18 protein-coding genes are annotated in these 18,702 nt (G+C 32.5%); 8 read left to right on the top strand and 10 right to left on the bottom strand.

Translation table 11 applies throughout. The annotated features are described in order from the left end of the window. Positions 1–4: 4 nt before the first annotated feature. A complete protein-coding gene (locus ACR9ES_RS10115; RefSeq protein WP_435254126.1) occupies positions 5–1,297 on the bottom strand; it encodes a c-type cytochrome in 1,293 nt (430 codons plus the stop codon). Between the two features lie 214 nt (positions 1,298–1,511). Between ACR9ES_RS10115 and ACR9ES_RS10110 the strand changes: the two genes are divergently transcribed. Next, positions 1,512–1,874, top strand: a complete 363-nt coding sequence (locus ACR9ES_RS10110) for an SPOR domain-containing protein (RefSeq protein WP_298996829.1) — start codon at positions 1,512–1,514, stop codon at positions 1,872–1,874. Between the two features lie 75 nt (positions 1,875–1,949). Here ACR9ES_RS10110 and ACR9ES_RS10105 read toward each other — a convergent pair whose 3' ends face one another. Both ACR9ES_RS10105 and ACR9ES_RS10100 read right to left on the bottom strand, forming a co-directional pair. After that, complete coding sequence (locus ACR9ES_RS10105; protein ID WP_435254125.1) at positions 1,950–3,848, bottom strand: amidophosphoribosyltransferase; 1,899 nt, start codon at positions 3,846–3,848, stop codon at positions 1,950–1,952. A gap of 78 nt (positions 3,849–3,926) precedes the next feature. After that, positions 3,927–4,853 (bottom strand): PfkB family carbohydrate kinase, encoded by a 927-nt coding sequence (locus ACR9ES_RS10100; RefSeq protein ID WP_435254124.1) that lies wholly within the window; start codon positions 4,851–4,853, stop codon positions 3,927–3,929. 187 nt (positions 4,854–5,040) lie between these two features. Here ACR9ES_RS10100 and ACR9ES_RS10095 point away from each other — a divergent pair, with 187 nt between their 5' ends. The 7 genes from ACR9ES_RS10095 (at position 5,041) to ACR9ES_RS10065 (ending at position 10,209) form a co-directional block, all read left to right on the top strand. Next, complete coding sequence (locus tag ACR9ES_RS10095; protein WP_408034590.1) at positions 5,041–5,466, top strand: SufE family protein; 426 nt, start codon at positions 5,041–5,043, stop codon at positions 5,464–5,466. A gap of 13 nt (positions 5,467–5,479) precedes the next feature. Next, positions 5,480–6,223, top strand: a complete 744-nt coding sequence (locus tag ACR9ES_RS10090) for a hypothetical protein (protein ID WP_435254123.1) — start codon at positions 5,480–5,482, stop codon at positions 6,221–6,223. A 6-nt stretch (positions 6,224–6,229) separates the two neighbouring features. Then, entirely contained in the window at positions 6,230–6,550 is a 321-nt protein-coding gene (locus ACR9ES_RS10085) for a DUF59 domain-containing protein (RefSeq protein WP_028891358.1), read from the top strand. An 83-nt stretch (positions 6,551–6,633) separates the two neighbouring features. Beyond that, positions 6,634–7,143, top strand: coding sequence for a DUF2480 family protein (locus ACR9ES_RS10080; protein ID WP_274634432.1), 510 nt, complete (start codon positions 6,634–6,636; stop codon positions 7,141–7,143). 32 nt (positions 7,144–7,175) lie between these two features. Beyond that, a complete protein-coding gene (locus tag ACR9ES_RS10075; protein WP_435254122.1) occupies positions 7,176–8,126 on the top strand; it encodes a DUF3078 domain-containing protein in 951 nt (316 codons plus the stop codon). Positions 8,127–8,206: 80 nt separating this feature from the next. Beyond that, positions 8,207–9,046 carry a DUF3078 domain-containing protein gene (locus ACR9ES_RS10070; protein WP_298996856.1) on the top strand — a complete coding sequence of 280 codons (840 nt, stop codon included), beginning with the start codon at positions 8,207–8,209 and terminating at the stop codon, positions 9,044–9,046. 86 nt (positions 9,047–9,132) lie between these two features. Beyond that, positions 9,133–10,209 carry a CNNM domain-containing protein gene (locus tag ACR9ES_RS10065; RefSeq protein ID WP_435254121.1) on the top strand — a complete coding sequence of 359 codons (1,077 nt, stop codon included), beginning with the start codon at positions 9,133–9,135 and terminating at the stop codon, positions 10,207–10,209. Between the two features lie 75 nt (positions 10,210–10,284). On the opposite strand, the gene ACR9ES_RS10060 is transcribed toward ACR9ES_RS10065, so the two are convergent. The 7 genes from ACR9ES_RS10060 to ACR9ES_RS10030 form a co-directional block, all read right to left on the bottom strand. Beyond that, a complete protein-coding gene (locus tag ACR9ES_RS10060; protein ID WP_435254120.1) occupies positions 10,285–13,011 on the bottom strand; it encodes a TonB-dependent receptor in 2,727 nt (908 codons plus the stop codon). A gap of 44 nt (positions 13,012–13,055) precedes the next feature. Then, positions 13,056–13,787, bottom strand: coding sequence for an energy transducer TonB (locus ACR9ES_RS10055; RefSeq protein ID WP_435254119.1), 732 nt, complete (start codon positions 13,785–13,787; stop codon positions 13,056–13,058). A gap of 110 nt (positions 13,788–13,897) precedes the next feature. Further along, on the bottom strand, positions 13,898–14,602 hold the full coding sequence (locus ACR9ES_RS10050) for an energy transducer TonB (RefSeq protein ID WP_435254118.1): 705 nt from the start codon (positions 14,600–14,602) through the stop codon (positions 13,898–13,900). Between the two features lie 373 nt (positions 14,603–14,975). After that, complete coding sequence (gene hflX, locus ACR9ES_RS10045) at positions 14,976–16,175, bottom strand: GTPase HflX (protein ID WP_435254117.1); 1,200 nt, start codon at positions 16,173–16,175, stop codon at positions 14,976–14,978. A 73-nt stretch (positions 16,176–16,248) separates the two neighbouring features. Continuing rightward, positions 16,249–16,812, bottom strand: coding sequence for a uracil-DNA glycosylase family protein (locus ACR9ES_RS10040; protein WP_298996873.1), 564 nt, complete (start codon positions 16,810–16,812; stop codon positions 16,249–16,251). A 115-nt stretch (positions 16,813–16,927) separates the two neighbouring features. Next, positions 16,928–17,287, bottom strand: coding sequence for a Na(+)-translocating NADH-quinone reductase subunit F (locus tag ACR9ES_RS10035; protein ID WP_435254116.1), 360 nt, complete (start codon positions 17,285–17,287; stop codon positions 16,928–16,930). Further along, a complete protein-coding gene (locus tag ACR9ES_RS10030) occupies positions 17,287–18,642 on the bottom strand; it encodes a DEAD/DEAH box helicase (protein ID WP_274634441.1) in 1,356 nt (451 codons plus the stop codon). The genes ACR9ES_RS10035 and ACR9ES_RS10030 overlap by 1 nt, the downstream gene beginning before the upstream one ends. Positions 18,643–18,702: the final 60 nt, after the last annotated feature.

Below are 18,702 nucleotides of genomic sequence, written 5' to 3'. Positions count from 1 at the left end.
TTGATTAATAGTGGCACTTACCACACTCTTTTCCTCCTAATTGTGCAATTGTTACTTGCTCAACACCGTACTTTTTAGCTAATTCTTCGTGAATCTTAGCATAGTACTCATTACCTTTTAAGTCTACCTTAGTATCCTTATGACAGTCGATACACCAACCCATTGTTAATGGAGAATATTGATACACTTCTTCCATTTCTTCTACTGGTCCGTGACATTTTTGACAAGCAACCCCACCTACTGTTACGTGTTGTGAGTGGTTAAAATATGCAAAATCTGGTAAATTATGAACTCTAACCCATTTTATTGGCTTAGTATTACCTGTGTATTCTAATTTTTCTGGATCCCAACCAGCAGCTTCGTAAATCTTAGCGATTTCTTTATCTAAATCTGATTTCACTAACGTATGGTCATCCATTACTACTTTAGTATCTTCTGCTACTTCTGAAATGTTTTTATGACAGTTCATACAAACATTTACAGATGGTATACCCGAATGCTTACTATGTTTTGCTGCAGAGTGACAGTATTGACAATCTATCTTATTATCTCCTGCGTGAATTTTATGCGAGAATGCAATTGGCTGAATTGGTTGATACCCTGTATCAACACCTACTTTAAACAACGTACCAAACAAGAAGTACGCCGCTACTAAAGCACCAAAAATCACCGTTAACACTTTCAAGAATGTATTTTGCTTAATACCTTCCCACAACTCAGCAGTTTGCCCCATTAAACCTGGAGTTTTTGGAGCTCCTTTTAATTCACTAATAGTCTTTAATAAACTACCAATAATTAAAAACGCAACAATAATTGCCGCCGCTAATATGTAAACCAACCACTGAGGCGCTTGATCTCCTTGAGACTGACCAGCAACTTCCGCACCTGCAACAGGAGCCGTCTTCAACTCACCTACAGTTGTATAATACAAAATATCATCAATATTTTGATCAGTTAACTGAGGGAAAGCATTCATGCTAGATCCATTATACTCTTCAAAAATCGCAATAGCATCTTTATCTCCAGAAGCTCTTAAAGCAGCATTATCTTTAATCCATGCCTTTAACCATTCATTGGTTCTTTTTTCTTCAATACCAGCTAAAGCAGGCCCCACAAGTTTTTTATCTAACTTGTGACACGAAGCACATAAAGACTTAAATAATTTCTTCCCTTCTTTTTGACGCGCTTCGTCTACATCTTGCGAGAACGCCGAAAAACTTACTAAGAAAACTAAAAAGAAAGCTAAACTCCTTACTAGAGTTTTGGTTAACCGACTGTGATGATTCACACTTTTCATACTATAAAATATAAGTTTTGTATCTATTTTGGTACAATTTTTTCTGTATTACTAATTTTAATTTAGCACACAGAAAGTTGCACAAAAGTACTACTTCTGTCTAAATTGTGAAATGTAAAGAGATTGCTTATTTGCAATTTATAATAATTCTAAATAAAAGAGATTAACAATCTATTAACGGACAAGTCGTTACTTTTGTAAAAAGATTCAAAAAATGAAGAAAAGCAGTTTAATCATAACACTTATACTTCTATTAACAGCTGGTGTTTTTAGCGCAAACGCACAATCTAAGTACGCTGATAGCAAAAACATTAACTCTTTAATAGAGAAAAAGAGAGCTTACAACAAACACAACGGAACTGGTTATAGAATACAACTATACAATGGTCAAGAAGGACGCGCTAGAAGCTTACGAAATAGATTTCAAGTTGAGTACCCTGGCGTATACACCAAATTAACCTATTCTGCCCCTGAGTGGAAAATACAAGTTGGAAATTACAAAACACGTTTACACGCAGACAGAGCTTTAAATGAAATTCGCGAGAAATTCTCTGGGGCTATCGTTGTTCCAATGTAAAAACAATACTTACACCATAAAAAAAGAGTGATCGCTTGATCACTCTTTTTTTATTTATATCACTAATACTTATTATTAATAAGCTCTAGCATCGCTTCCTTCATAAAAATTGATAAACGCTTGGTTTACTACTCTATGACCTCCATCGGTAGGATAATCTCCAGTAAAGTACCAGTCTCCTAAATTATCTGGACAAGCTTTATGCAATTCACTAACAGGTTGAAAGATTACTTCTACTTCAGCTTTGATTTCTTCAGTTTTTAACATCTGAGCAATCTTAGCAGAGATTTCTTCATCAGTAAACGGAGCATAAATTTCTTTTACGTAATTCACTACGTCTTTGTCCTCACTATTTTCTTGTTGCTTACATTTTTGATATACTTCATCAACAATATTGTATTGATTTGTTTCTTTTAACAACTCTAAAGCAGCTTTAAATGCGATAAATTCATTAATCTTAGCCATATCAATACCATAACAATCTGGATAACGAATTTGAGGTGCCGATGAAACCACAACAATCTTCTTTGGATTTAATCGATCTAATATCTTGATGATACTTTTCTTCAAAGTAGTTCCTCTTACGATACTATCATCAATAATCACTAAGTTATCGGTTGGTTTTACAACTCCGTAAGTAATATCGTATACGTGCGCTACTAAATCATCACGACTACTGTCGTCTGTAATAAAAGTACGTAATTTCGCATCTTTAATAGCTATCTTTTCAAAACGTGGTCGTTTAGAAAGAATCTCCGTTACCTTTTCTTTTGATAATTTTCCTCCACCTGCTAAAATAGCATCTGTTTTCTGTTGATTTAACACATCTTCCGCAGCTTCCATCATTCCGAAGAAAGAAGTTTCTGCTGTATTTGGAATGTAAGAAAACACAGAGTTTTCAATATCGTTATCAATCGATTTTAACACTTCAGGAAATACATATTTTCCTAAATTTTTACGCTCTTTATAAATTGAAGCATCACTACCTCTTGAGAAATAAATACGCTCAAACGAACATGCTTTTTTAGGACGTTGCTCTAAAATTGGCAACATGCTTGTTTGACCATTTTTCTTAATAATTAACGCATGACCTCTTTCAATTTCTTTTATTGAATCGATATCTACATTAAAAGCTGTTTGAATAACTGGACGCTCAGAAGCTACCACCACCACTTCATCATCTTCATAGAAAAATGCTGGACGAATAGCTGATGGATCTCTCAATACAAACGCATCTCCGTGTCCTAACATACCTGCCATGGCATAACCCCCGTCCCAGTTCTTAGCTGAACGCTTTAAAATACGTTGAATATCTAAATGTTCTTCTATGTAAGGAGAAGCATCTTTTTTATTAAATCCTTCTTCTTTTGCTTTTAAGTATAAATCAGAAACTTCTGATTGTAAGAAGTGCCCTATTTTTTCTAAAATAGTAACCGTATCTGTAGATTCTTTTGGATGCTGCCCTAACTCTATTAAATCATTTAATAATTGTTTAGAGTTTGTCATGTTAAAGTTACCCGCAACAATTAAGCTTTGATGCTTCCAGTTACTTTGACGTAAAAACGGGTGTACATTTTCGATAGAGTTTCCTCCAAAAGTACCGTAACGAACATGCCCTAAGAATAAATTACCTAAATAAGGTACATTTTCTTCCTGCCATTCAACATCATCAACTTTATCTGGATTTTCTTCAAAAACCCCGTTGATTCTTTTATTAATTTTTCCAAAGATATCTTGAATAGGTTGCGACTCATTCGATCGAACTCTACTTATATACCTTGTTCCTGGCTCTACATTAAATTTAATACTTGCTAATCCAGCACCATCTTGACCTCTGTTGTGCTGTTTTTCCATTAACAAATACATTTTGTTTACACCATAAAACGCGGTACCGTATTTATCTTTATAATATTGTAATGGTTTTTTTAATCGAACCATTGCAATTCCGCATTCATGTTTAATAGCGTCACTCATTTAATTTCAAGTATTTAGTTGTGTTGTGGTTTTGTGTGTTGTATAAAAAAATCCGCACCAAAAAGCGCGGATTTATAGTTATGATAATTCAATATCAAATTGTGTTAATTCTTTAAAAGCTTGTAAACGTGTTTGTACTTCTTGGTTAGTTAGCTCCTCCATACGCTCTGTTCCGAATTTTTCAACACAGAACGATGCTAAGTTAGATCCGTAGATAATAGCACTCTTCATATTTTCAAAAGAGATATCTTCAGTTTTAGCTAAATATCCGCAGAAACCTCCTGCAAACGTATCTCCAGCTCCTGTAGGATCGAACACTTCTGCTAGTGGTAATGCTGGTGCAAAGAACATATTACCTTCGTTAAATAATAAAGCTCCGTGCTCTCCTTTTTTAATCACCACGTATTTAGGTCCCATTTCATGGATTTTTTGAGCTGCATTAACCAACGAATACTCTCCACTTAACTGGCGAGCTTCTTCATCGTTAATTGTAATAACATCTACACGTTTTAACACTTCGTGTAAATCGTTTAAAGCGATATCCATCCAAAAGTTCATAGTATCTAGCACCACTAACTTTGGACGCTCATTCATTTGATCTAATACAGATGCTTGCGTTAACGGATGTAAATTTCCTAACATTACAATTGGCGCATCTTTAAAAGATTCTGGCACTACTGGCTGAAAATGCTCTAACACATTTAATTCAGTAACCAAAGTATCACGAGAATTCATATCGTTATGATATTTTCCACTCCAAAAGAAGGTTTTTCCGTCTTTTACGATTTCAACTCCATCAGTATTGATTCCTTTGTTGTTCATCATATCTAAATATGACTGAGGAAAATCTCCTCCAACAACAGAAACAACTCCTGTTTTTACTCCAAACTGTGAAGCTGCCAATCCTACAAACGTACCTGATCCTCCTAAAATCTTATCTGTCTTTCCGAAAGGTGTTTCAATAGCATCAAACGCTACCGTACCTACTGCTAATAATTTACTCATAACTCTACCTAATCTCCTGTACTAGAAGAAATATTTATTTTCTTTTTGCCTTAACAACGTAAGACTTAAAGTTTTACTAATAATATGTATTAAGACGCAAACTGTAATGTTAACTGCCTTTTTTGTCGTAATTTTGCCCCTTTAATTAAAAACGGTCTTTTTGACTTTGCAAAAATAGTTTTAAAAAATGACTATCAAAGAAATACAAGAAGAAATTATTGATGAGTTTTCAATGTTTGAAGACTGGATGGAACGTTACGAATACATCATCGAATTAGGAAAATCATTACCATTAATAGACGATGCTTACAAATTAGATGAAAATCTGATAAAAGGCTGTCAGTCAAAAGTATGGCTACATTCTGAATTAAAAGGAGACACTATTGAATTTACTGCCGATAGTGATGCAATTTTAACCAAAGGAATTGTGGCTTTATTATTGAGGGTATTTTCAAACCAAACACCGAAAGCTATTTTAGAAGCTGACACTAATTTTATTGACGAAATTGGCTTAAAAGAACATTTGAGTCCAACCAGAGCTAACGGATTAGTATCAATGGTAAAACAGATTAAAATGTATGCGATTGCACAGCAAAGTAAATTAACTAATTAGAAACCTATTGAATATGAAAAAATTTTTTAGCTTTTTATTAATTCTTTTCTTTTTAGTTAGCTGTTCTAACAATGATGAAGAGCTTACAAAAGAAACACCTAAGCTACTCATAAAACTTGAGCAAATAGAAACAGGAAGCAGTTCTGATACACATATTTCACATTATAATTATGATTCTGATAACTTTTTAATAAGTATCACTAATAATGATACTTTTTTTAGTAAAGCTCATTATGACAGTAATAATAATTTAGTTAAACTAGACCAAGAGAATTATAACGTTTCTGACAATTATGAATATCTAAACAATAAGCTTGTAAAGCACTCTAGAGTTGAAGATAATTCTATTGTTAGATCTATAGAATACACTTACGACAGCAATAATCTTTTAACTTCTGAGAAAGTAACTTATCATTACAATACACCATCAACAACAACTATTATATATAACTATGAGTATAACGGTAATACTGTAAAAAAAATAAATACTACAAATACAAGCAGTTATACAATAATTAAATACGACGGTAAGAACTTTCCTTTTTTGGAAGCAAATTATGTAAAAAGAATTTTTCCTTTAATAAAACTAGGTAACATTATAGAAGAAAAATCTTATAGCAACGGAGAGTTAAATTACACTAAAACAAATACAATTACGTATGACAATGACGACTTCCCTACTGTAATTGTGGTTAATGAAGTTGATTCTAGTGGTTACTCATGGGGAGAAACAAGAAATTATACATACAACAAATAAAATAAGATGACTGAAGATCAATTAGAAGAATTAGGAGATAAAATTGTACGTGTATTAAAAACGATATACGATCCTGAAATTCCAGTAGACATCTACGAATTAGGATTAATTTATGACGTATTTATTTCGGAGGAAAACGATGCGAAAATATTAATGACGTTAACCTCTCCTAACTGTCCTGTAGCAGAAACTTTACCTGTTGAAGTTGAAGAAAAGGTAAAAACACTAAAAGAAATTAACAACTGTGAAGTTGAAATCACTTTTGATCCTACTTGGACACAAGACATGATGAGTGAGGAAGCTAAATTAGAGCTAGGAATGTTATAAAATAATTTCATTTTTTAAGGAAATTATTACAATACTTAAATAGCAGTTAAAGTTTTTTAACTCAACAACTATTGAATAAAAATATGGCAGAAGAAATAATTAATAGAGTAGCAAATAGTAATCTTACTACAATAGACCTTGAAGATTTTTATCCGAAAGGAAATCGTATTGTATTTGACATAAAAGACTGGCTGTATGAAGAACTCATATTGCGTGAAAAAGATTTTAGAGAATCTGTAAAAAATCACGATTGGTCTCAATATCAAGATAGTTATGTTGCTCTAACTTGTTCTTCTGATGCTATTATTCCTTCATGGGCATACTTGTTACTAACTGTAGAACTTACTCCTTTTGCAAAAAAAGTAGTAGTTGGTGATTTACCGTTACTTGAAACAGTTATTTATCAAGATATCATAAACCAAATTGATATATCTGAATACAAAGACAAACCCATAATCATAAAAGGTTGTGCAAATAAGCCTATACCACCTTCAGCATACACCTTACTGATTGAAAAAGTAAAAACTGTAGCCAAGACTATTATGTTTGGCGAAGCTTGCTCAACGGTACCTCTTTACAAGAAAAAAAAGTAATTCGATTTATAAACTCCTTAACTTAACTATAGATGAAAAAACTCTTTTTATTTCTTTTTATATGTTATTCTTTTTCTACCTTTTCACAAAGGACAAAAAAAGACAGCATTTCAGCATTAAAATTAGTTAGTGCTCCTGCTGAAGTTGACTATAGTTCTACCATTATAAGACGATTCCTTACTCCTGAAGTATTGGTAAAAAAGAACCCACCAAAAAAATGGATGGTTACCGGAAAATATACTTTTTTATTCAACCAATCATCTTTTGCCAATTGGTCTGCAGGAGGAAACAACACGGTTGCAGGAAACATGACGCTTGGTTATGATTTCAACTACAAAAAAAAGAAATGGAACTGGGATAATAAAATCATATCTGCTTACGGCTTAAGCTATGTTGATGGTCAAGGAATGAGAAAAACAGAAGACCAATTTGAATACAACTCTTTATTAGGTTTAAAAGCCTCTAATCTTTGGTTCTTCTCATTTTTTAGCAATTTTAAAACTCAGTTTTCTAGAGGGTATGACTACAAGCAAGAACCAAAATTAGCTGTTTCTGACTTTTTCTCTCCTGCTTATTGGAGTTTTGGTCCCGGTATGCTTTGGAAACGAAATGACGATGCTAGGATAAACATCGCACCAGCTACAGCACGATATACATTTGTTTCTAATGAATTTTCAGGAAAATATGGTGTTGAAGAAGGTAAAACCTCAAAATTAGGGCTAGGTTTTAACCTTTCTGCTTACTACAAGAAAGAAATTATGAAAGACGTTACAATGGAAAACATTCTTGCTGTCTATTCAGATTACTTAAACAAACCTCAAAACATTGACATAGATTACCAATTAAACATCTTGGTTAAGATTAACAAAAATCTTTCTACAAACCTTGGTTTACATGCCATTATTGATGATGACGCTTCTAAAAGAATACAATTTAAAGAGGTTTTTGGACTTGGATTAAATTATATTTTTCATAAAACGTGACTTTTAATCAATAACTTTGTCTAAGTTTTTTGTAAGGTGTACATTCGCGCCTTCAAAAAAATAAATTAAAATTTATCCAAATGAAAAAATTATTAGCAATCGCTGTTTTATTTAGTGCTTTAACAGCCAATGCCCAAGAAGAAAAAAAAGATGAACCTAAAGAAGGATGGAAACGAAGTGGAAACATTTCTTTCCTATTCAATCAATCTGCTTTTAATAACTGGTTAGCCGGAGGTACAAACAACATTTCTGGTACTCTTGGTTTAAACTACGATTTTAACTACACAAAAGGTGATTGGACTTGGGACAATAAATTAATTGCTTCTTACGGTTTAACAAAACTAAAAGGAGAAGAAATGAAAAAAACAGATGACCGTTTAGAGTTAAACTCTTTAGTTGGTAAAAAAGCTGGTGGAAACTGGTACTACTCTGCTTTTTTCAACTTTAAAACACAAATGTCATCAACTGATGTGAATGGTGTTCAAACTTCGCACTTCTTTTCTCCTGCATACTTCCAATTTGGACCTGGTATGTTATGGAAAAAACACGATAACTTAAAAGTTAACATTGCCCCTGCAACTTCTAAATTAATAGTAATGCACGGACATTTAACCGAAATGGGAGACGCTTTTGGTGTTGCACAAGGAGAAACTACTCGTTATGAGTTAGGGGCTGCTTTAAACGCTTATTACAAGTTAGATGTAATGAAAAACGTTTCGGTAGAAAATATTTTAAACCTTTATAGCAACTACTTAGAAGATTTTCAAAATGTAGATATTGATTACACTGTAAATGTTGTGATGAAAGTTAACAAGTATTTATCAGCCAACCTTTCTATGCAAGCAATTTATGATGATAATGCTTTTGAAGGATTTCAAACAAGAGAGGTATTTGGTTTAGGAATTAACTACGGTTTTTAAAACATAACAAAACACCTATTTAAAACCTCAAGAAGTACTTCTTGAGGTTTTCTTTTTTATGTATTTTAGCTTAAAAATTATAACGAATGACACTTTTAATTGTTTACGCAACTTTATCTATATTTTTTTCTTTTTTATGCTCCATACTTGAAGCTGTTTTACTAAGTGTAACACCAACTTTTGTTAATGTTAAAAAGAAAGAAGGTAAAGCGTACGCTGATGGCTTAGAAGCCTTAAAAAAAGATGTAGATAAACCTCTTATTGCTATTCTTACTGTTAACACTATTGCTCATACTGTAGGCGCTATTTTAGTAGGTGCGCAAGCAAAAAAAATATTTAGTGATGATGGTAATGGTGTTTTTATTGTTTCAGCTATAATGACTATTTTAATTTTAGTGGCTTCTGAAATTATTCCTAAAACTATAGGAGCTACTTACTGGAAATCGTTAGCTGGTTTTTCAACAAAAGCTTTAAACATCTTAATCTTTTTCTGCAAATACACAGGAATTATCTGGACGCTTCAACTTTTTACCAAAATATTTGGAAAAGGAGCCCATGGTGAAAGTGTACTTAGTAGAGAAGATTTTACCGCAATGACTGACATTGCTGAACAAGAAGGAGTTTTTCATGAAAGTGAAGGAAAGGTGATTAGAAATATGTTAAACTTTAAACAAGTACAAGCTAAACATATTATGACTCCTCGTACAGTTCTTACTACTGCTGATGAAAACCAAAGTATAAAATCTTTCTTTGACGAAAATAGACCTTTGCGTTTTTCAAGAATTCCTGTTTATGCTGAAAATCCAGATAACATAACGGGTTATGTGTTAAAAGATCAATTGTTGCTTTCATTGGTAGATAATAAAGGAGATGAACCTTTAAAAACTATTAAAAGAAATATTATAATAGCTAGTAGAGAGTTATCTATTCCAAACTTATTTGATCGGTTAATTGAACAAAGAGAACATTTAGCCTTAGTTGTAGATGAATATGGCTCTGTTAGTGGTTTAGTTACTCAAGAAGACGTTATAGAAACGCTTTTAGGACATGAAATTATGGATGAAAGTGATAACGTAGCCAACCTTCAAAGTTTAGCTAGAAAGAGCTGGGAACAGCGTGCTAAGCGATTAGGAATTATTAGTGATGATAGTGAAAATGAATAAACTATTTTAATCATTATACAAAAAGAGGCGTGAATTACAAATTCACGCCTCTTTTATTTTATACAACTAAATTAATTAGTCATTAATCGTCCAAGAAACATAGTACATAGAACCGATGAATCCTGAACCAGGAGCTACCATATATTCGTTACCTGTTAAATTAGTTCCTCCAATTTTAAATCTAGATTTAAGTGAAGGCACTCTATAATTTATTTGTGCATCTAATACTGTTCTTGCAGATACCATATCATCTAAGAAACTCGACTGCCATAAAAACTCATCTTGCCATCTTACATTCACATTAAATCCAAAGTTGTTAAATAAATTCGGATTACCAAACATAACTTTTACTTGATGCTCTGGTGTATTAAATCCTGGTTTAAAGCTTGAATCTTCACTTTGATCAAAAACTAGTTTTGAATAGGTATAATTTGCTCCTAAATTAAATGTCTTAAACACTTTAGTATTTAACCCTACTCCTACACCGTACGAATCTACATTAGCTGGTGTATTTGTGTTAAGTACAAACGATGTATAGTCTCCATTATCAATTGCTGCATTAGCTAAAGCGTTTGGTGTTCCATCTGCTTCTAAACCTCCATAATTAGCTACAATAACATCTTTAAAAGCTACAAAATCGTTATACTGGTTGTAATAACCATTAATATCTAATTCTAAAATGTTTCTACTATTTAAATCAATAATACTTCTATACCCTACTTCATAAGAAGTTACTTTTTCTGGTTTAATTGGGTTTACATGAAGCTTAACTCTGTTATCTTCTCCTGCCAATGCGTTGTCAAAAACGTTTCTACCAGTAATTGTATTGGTAGTACCATCTTGATTCATTGCTATTGTAGAAAAACGGTCTAAGTTTTCTTCTGAAGTTCCTAAAATATACTTACTTGGTCCTGAACGTAATCCGAAGTATTGCTCTAAAGTACTTGGATTTCTAAACCCTGTTTGATAAGAAGCTCTTAAAATATGGTTTTTTGAGTCTCCTAAAGAATAGTTTAATGCTACCCTTGGCGAGAAGTTTCCTTCGAAGTTTTTAGATTTATCATAACGAACAGATCCTGTAAACTTTAATCTATCCTCTAAAAATTTCTTTTGAATTTGAGAGTAAACCCCAAACATATCAAACTCAATATTATCGTTTTCATCGGTAAATAATGTTCCGTTTGAGTTAATATCATACTTACGATAAGAACCTCCTACTTGAATTTCTCCCCAACGAATAATATCTTTAAAGTTATAGTTGGCATCAAAATGGTAAAAAGAAGTTTCATCTTTTATACCTGCTCCTCCTTTGTTTATTGGAGTATTAATTACTTCTTCTAATGCTGTTTTAAATTCTGCTGATCCTGGTACAAATCTATTTCTGTTAGCATATCTTCTTGCATCTGCATCGTTAAAAGCAGTGTAATTTTGATCGTTAATTACTCCTGAATACATGTCTATGTATTCTTTATACCAGTTTTGCGTCGGATTGTACTTTTCATTTAAGGCAATTGCAGCAAATCGTAAATCGTGAGTTTTTCCTGAATCGTTTCCAGTATAGTATCCTCTTGCATAGAAATTCTTCCCTTTTAATTCTAATTTATACTGCTCGATAAAATATCCTTTTTGAGAGAATCTGTTGCTTCCTTGGTAGGTATTGTCTCCACGAGAAAAACGAGAATTTAAAATAATTTCGAACGCATCATTAGCCCATGGTCTGATATGAATAGATCCGTCAAATTTTAAGTTATAACCATCATAATTAGTTAAGTCTGCTTCATTGTACCCTGTTCTACTTACATCCAAAGAAGGTAATGCTGAATTTAAATCATTTAAGTTAAAATTAAAGTCATCACCATATACATTTACTCCATCGTAATCTGTATTAGTATCTCTATCTCCATCAATTGCTACACCACCAATTCCTGTAGTATTTCTAGTATCATCAGCATGCCACTCTTCTGCAGAAAAGTAAGTTAGGTTTACTTTTGCAGCTAAATAGTTATTAAATTTATATGCCATACGTGCACCCACATCGTAAAAAGCATTATTCCCTGCTGCTTCTTGCGACATGTTTCCTGTTTTAATATACGTGCTAATACCTGCATCATCAAAAGGGTTTCTACTTTTCATTAACAAAATACCGTTAAAGGCGTTTGCCCCATATAAAGCAGAAGATGCTCCTGGAAGAATTTCAACATTTTTTACATCTAAATCTGAAAGCCCCATAATATTTCCTGCTGAGAAATTTAATGCAGGAATTGATGTTTCTACCCCGTCTACTAACTGTACAAATCGAGTGTTATCGAAAGTAGAAAAACCACGTGAGTTAACAGATTTGAATCCGTAGTTTGCTTCACGCGACTCGATTCCTTTTAAGTTTGTTAATCCGTCATAAAACGAGATAGAAGTATTTCTTTTAACATCAACAATCCCCATTCTTTCAATGGTTACTGGCGATTCAATAACTCGTTCAGGAGACCTTGATGCAGAAATTACAACTTCTTCTAATGCGATGTTTTCTTTCAAAATCACATTTATTTCTTGATCTTGAGATACAACCTCAATGATTTCTGTTTTGTATCCAAAAGCTGAAACTTGGATTGTTACAGGATAGTTTGATGCTGATTTTAAAATAAAACTTCCCTCGAAATCTGAAATTGTTCTATCATTTCCTGAAATAATTACAGCATTAGAAAAAGGCTCTAAATATTCATCATAAACTTTTCCATTTATAGTCGTTTGTCCGTATACAGATACAGCACAAACTACTAAAAATATAGATAGTAGTTTTTTAAACATAATGTTTATTTTAATTGGTTTTTGTAAAATTATTATTGATTTATTTACTCATCTAGAGCAAACATGATTGGGAATCCGTATTTAACTGAAGCGTTATCTCCTTGTTTTTTTCCAGGGATAAATTGAGGTAATTGAGATACAACTCGAACCGCTTCGTTATTTAATAACTCTCCGCCCTTAGGCCCTAAGGTTTTGATGTTTTTAACCTGTCCGTTTTTATCAATAATAAAACGAACCCAAACCTCGCCTTGAACAGATTCTTTTACCGCCTGACTTGGGTATCTGAAGTGTTTTTGAATATGTTTTACCATTTCAACATTAAAACAATCTAATCGTTCTCCTTTTTTTACTTTTTTACAAGCTGTAAAAAGAGGGATTTTATCTACAGTACTAAATTTTTCAGCATTTTTTATTTCTTCTGCTGATAATTTACTGGTAATATCTTCGATATTATTTTTTATTGTTAATGGCTGAGAGATTTCTGCAAGTTGATTTGTGCTTTCAACTTCAGCTGTTCCTGCACTAGATAACTCCACACCAGATGAAACGGCTTGTTTTTTGAAATTTTCTCTCTTTTTTAAATACCTTCTATTAGCTGATACTTTAACAGAGATTTGACGCGTACCTTTATTGTCTTTACTTTTAGGTTCAATCGTACATTTAGTAATACTATTTAAATCTAAAGTTTCTTCTGGAGTTTCGCAAACCTCTCGTTGAGACATTGCATTAGTAGTGTATAAACACACTAAGAATATAAATAAGAATAATTTTTTCACATTTATGGGTTTTAAGAATCTCCTAGTCAACCAATTAATTGATTTAATAACCGGGGAATTTCGGCGTGCAAAGTTACTCTTTTTTTGTGAAAAATTAAATTTTTTAGCAGTTAATCTACATTAGATGTTAATGTAAAATCCATAGGAAAACTATACAGTACTTTTGACGGTTTATTAGCTTGTTTTCCTGGCTTAAAATTTGGGAGTAACAACACAATTCTTTCTGCTTCTTGTTTCAAGATTTCATGCACTCCTTCACCTTCTATTTTTATACTTGTTACCTTACCTGTTTCGTCAATTATAAAACTTACCTGCACGCTTCCTTCTATCCCTTCATCTAAAGCTTTTTCTGGATAAACTAAATTATTAAGTATATGCTGTTGCATTTCATAATTAAAACAATCGATTTTATTCATTGATGCATCTGCACACGATAAAAACATTGGTATTTCTTCAACTACATCAAAAGAAATCCCCTTACTTTCTACAGTTCTAATAATTGGGGTAGGATTACTTAAACGAGCTAGTTTTAAATTATTAATTGCATTGAAAGTATGCATTTCTTTCGCTTTTAAGTCTTCAGCTAAACGAATAGCTTTTTCAAAATAAACACGTTTTTTTAAATATCTTCTACTAGTAACTGTGGTAACCATTGTAGAAGCTTCATCATTACTGTCATCATGCTTTTCAATCAAACATTTATCTACAGTATTAATATCTTGTGTTTTATGATCTTGAGATGTACATTTTTCTTGTGCATTTACTAAATGCGTGCTATATAAAATAGCAAACAAGAATATCATTATTTTTTTCATCACGATCTTATTTTGTTAAAACATGGTAACTCAATACAAAATTGAGCAGACAATTCTTTAGGCCTTTATTTTAAAAATTAAAAGCTTTGTGAATACCTATTAAGTTTTAGGACTGTATTAAACTAAGTTTAGAGTGTTAATGAATGAACTCTTTTCAACTTGATGTTCTACTAAAAATCGTGCTGATTTTTTATGTGAAGTTTTGTTATTTTTCATTTTTTAGGGGGATAAAATGTTTAAAAAACTGGTTTACAATGTTTAAAATAACACAGAAAATACTGTATTAACAATTATAAATGTAATGAAAAAGAACTTAAATAGCAATTATTTAAGTTCTTTTTGTGTTATCGTTGTGTTTTGTTATCGTAAAAAACTAGTACTCATTATATAAGAAATCATTATACGGAAAACGCTGTATATGTATCTTTTTTACCTCTTCATACACCTTTTCTTTAAAATCTTCTAAATTGTCTTTATTCAAAGCTGATATGAAAATACACTCCGTTTCTAAATCATTCATCCAGGTTTTTTTCCAATCTTCTAAAGTATAATGTTCCTTTGTTTTTTCTGTTACTATATCGTCTTCATCAATAGTTTCATGAGTATAAGCATCTATCTTGTTAAACACCATAACCGTAGGCTTATCTTTACTATCAATTTCATCTAAAATTTTGTTTACAGAAGCAATATGATCTTCAAAATTTGGATGCGAAATATCTACTACATGCAGTAGTAAATCGGCTTCTCTAACTTCATCTAAGGTAGATTTAAACGATTCTACTAATTGAGTTGGTAACTTTCTAATGAACCCAACAGTGTCGGTCATTAAAAATGGAATATTTTTAATGACTACTTTTCTCACTGTAGTATCTAAGGTTGCAAATAATTTATTTTCAGCAAAAACCTCACTCTTACTAATTACATTCATTAAGGTAGATTTCCCCACATTCGTATATCCTACCAAAGCAACGCGCACCATTTTCCCACGGTTTTTACGCTGTATTGACATTTGCTTATCAATAGTTTCTAATTTCTTTTTAAGCAATGAGATTTTATCACGAATAATACGACGGTCAGTTTCAATTTCTGTTTCCCCTGGTCCACGCATACCAATTCCCCCTTTTTGCTTATCAAGGTGAGTCCACATTCGGGTTAATCGAGGTAATAAATATTGATATTGCGCTAATTCAACCTGAGCTTTTGCTGAACTTGTTTGTGCTCTACTCGCAAAAATATCTAGGATTAAGTTGGTTCTATCTAAAATCTTACAGTCTAAAAAACGTTCTATGTTCCTCAACTGCGCAGGCGATAATTCGTCATCAAAAATTGCTGTTCCAATATCGTTTGAATCTATATACGCTTTTACATCTTCTAGCTTTCCTGTTCCTAAAAAAGTTTTCGGATTGGGCTTATCAAGTTTTTGCACAAAACGTTTTACAGCAACCCCTCCAGCTGTTAGAGTTAAAAACTCTAGTTCATCTAAATACTCTTCTGACTGTTTTTCGTCTTGATGTTGGGTTATAATTCCTATTAAAACCGCTTTTTCTGATATGGCTTCTCGTGTTTCTATCATACGTTACAAAAGTACGAATTTATCAATGCAAAGTAATTAACTTATTTGTTTAAGAACTAGGTTATTTTTAATCTTACAGTAACTCTTTAATCATCTTTTTTAATTGTGGAAGCACCTCTTTTTCAAACCATGGATTTTTAGTTAACCAAAATCGATTTCTTGGTGATGGATGTGGTAACACAAAATAGTCTGGTAAATATTCGTGAAAAGCATCTACCGTTTCTGTAAGCGTTCGTTTTGCTTTGTCTTTTAAATGGTAATTCTGAGCATACATCCCAATTAAAATAATTAACTTCACATTAGGCATTTCATCTAGCAAAGGTTGATGCCATTTCGGAGCACATTCTTTTCTTGGTGGTAAATCTCCTGATTTTCCTTTTCCTGGATAGCAGAATCCCATAGGAACAATTGCAAAGTTATTGGTGTCGTAAAATTGGGCATCGGTAACTCCTAACCATTTTCGTAATTGCTTTCCACTAGCATCATCCCACGGAATACCTGATTGATGTACTTTAATCCCTGGTGCTTGACCAACAATAATAATCTTTGATTGTTTACTTGCTAAAACAACAGGATTAGGCTCAATAAAGTCTTTACAAATAGTGCATTTACGAATATCGGCTAGTAATTCTTCCATAGTTAAAACACTAAAATCCTATCGATTTAAAATGCTTTATTAATAAGAGATGTCTCTATACAATTTTGTGCTTATTCGCATTCCTCAAGAACAAAATCACTCGATATGACAAGTATTAAAACTTAATAAAATCATCAAAAGCTACGTAGTACGGTTGATCTTTAAAAACAGGGAGCTCTATACTCTCAGCATTCGCAATACCAATTCCTGCAAACCAAACTTTTGCATTTTGATTTTTTGCGTGTTCTTTAAAGGTTTCCATCCATAACACATCATATTCTTGTGGTGACTGAATGTTATTTGTAGTTTTTACCAACACAAAAATGGTAGGCTCTCCTTTTTTATACAACACAAACTGCGGATGCTTTTTCAACTCGCTATTGATTGCAACAAATTCATAACCCATTTCTTGCAGTTTCTTACCCACAATATTCATTCCTAAATTGTGGAGTTCTTGCTTGGTAAGTTCTTGCATTATTTCTTCTTATTGCGTTTATTATAGTTTTTATCGCCTCTAGTTTTTGGCTTTTTGTATTTCTTAGCAAGCTCTCTTCTATACGAACCTCCTTGATTTGTTTTTTTATTCTTTTCCTTTTTTTCATGGAAAGCTGGACCTGCTTCATACTCTTGAGAAGTTCTATTTTTATTTACTTCTCTTTCTTCCTTCGGACGCTCTTCTTCCGTTAATTGCTTGGTTATCTCAACTTGTTCAGGAATTTCTAACTTCGGAATTGTATAATTCATCAACTCCTCAATTCGTTGTTTAGCTTCCTGCTCTTTTTCCGTAGCAAATAAAATTGATTTTCCTTCATGTTCTGCACGACCTGTACGACCAATTCTGTGCATATAGTTTTCTGGGAAATGCGGCACATCAAAATTGACTACATGAGTAACCTCTTCTAAATCCAATCCACGAGCAATTACATCGGTTGCAATTAAGATTCGTTTTTCTCCTTTATTGAATTGTTCAATAGAACGCAAACGATAATTCTGTGTTTTGTTCGAGTGAATTACACAGGCTTGTGACGGAAATTCTTCAGCAACACAATCAAACAATCTATCTGCGTTTCTCTTATTCGGTGCAAACACCAACACTTTACTAAACTCCGATTTATCGAATAACAAATAGTTCAATAAGTTGACTTTTGTATAAAAATTCGGAACGTCATAACTTGTTTGTTGAATATTATCTAACGGAGTTCCACTAACTGCAATAGCTATTTTATGCGGCGCTATAAAAAAGTCATCAATCAATGCTTCTACATCTTCCGTCATCGTTGCCGAAAACATGATATTTTGACGTCGTTGTGGTAGTAAATCAAAAATATTTAACAACTGAAAACGGAAACCTAAATCAAGCATCACATCTACTTCATCAATTACCAACTTTTGAATAGATTTTAGCTTCAAAACATTGCTTAATGCTAAATCGTATAAACGTCCAGGAGTAGCTACAATAATATCTGCCCCTTGCATAACTGCTTCTTTATGACGGTTTAAATTAACACCTCCATAAACTCCTACAGTTTTTAACGTAATATATTTGGCTAACTTTTCAATTTCATCAACCACTTGCACAACTAATTCACGTGTAGGCACTAAAATCATCACTCTCGGATGTTGTTGTTTTGAAAACTTTAAATCGCGAAGTATAGGCAATAAATACCCGAAGGTTTTACCTGTACCTGTTTGGGCAATACCCACTACATCTTTTCCTGAACGAATTACAGGAAATGCTTGTTCTTGAATAGGTGTCGGATTAACGAAGCCTAATTCTTCAATTGAATTTCTTAGTGGATTTGATAAGTCTAAATCTTGAAAAGTAGTCATTAACAATAATTTGATGCAAAGGTACAACCATTATTTTGTATATTTAAAGGACTTAATTCA

It is taken from the genome of Tenacibaculum sp. A30, assembly GCF_051200845.1.
Classification (GTDB): domain Bacteria; phylum Bacteroidota; class Bacteroidia; order Flavobacteriales; family Flavobacteriaceae; genus Polaribacter.
The sequence above is the reverse complement of the archived record's forward strand: the minus strand, read 5'-3'. Positions and strand labels throughout refer to the sequence as shown.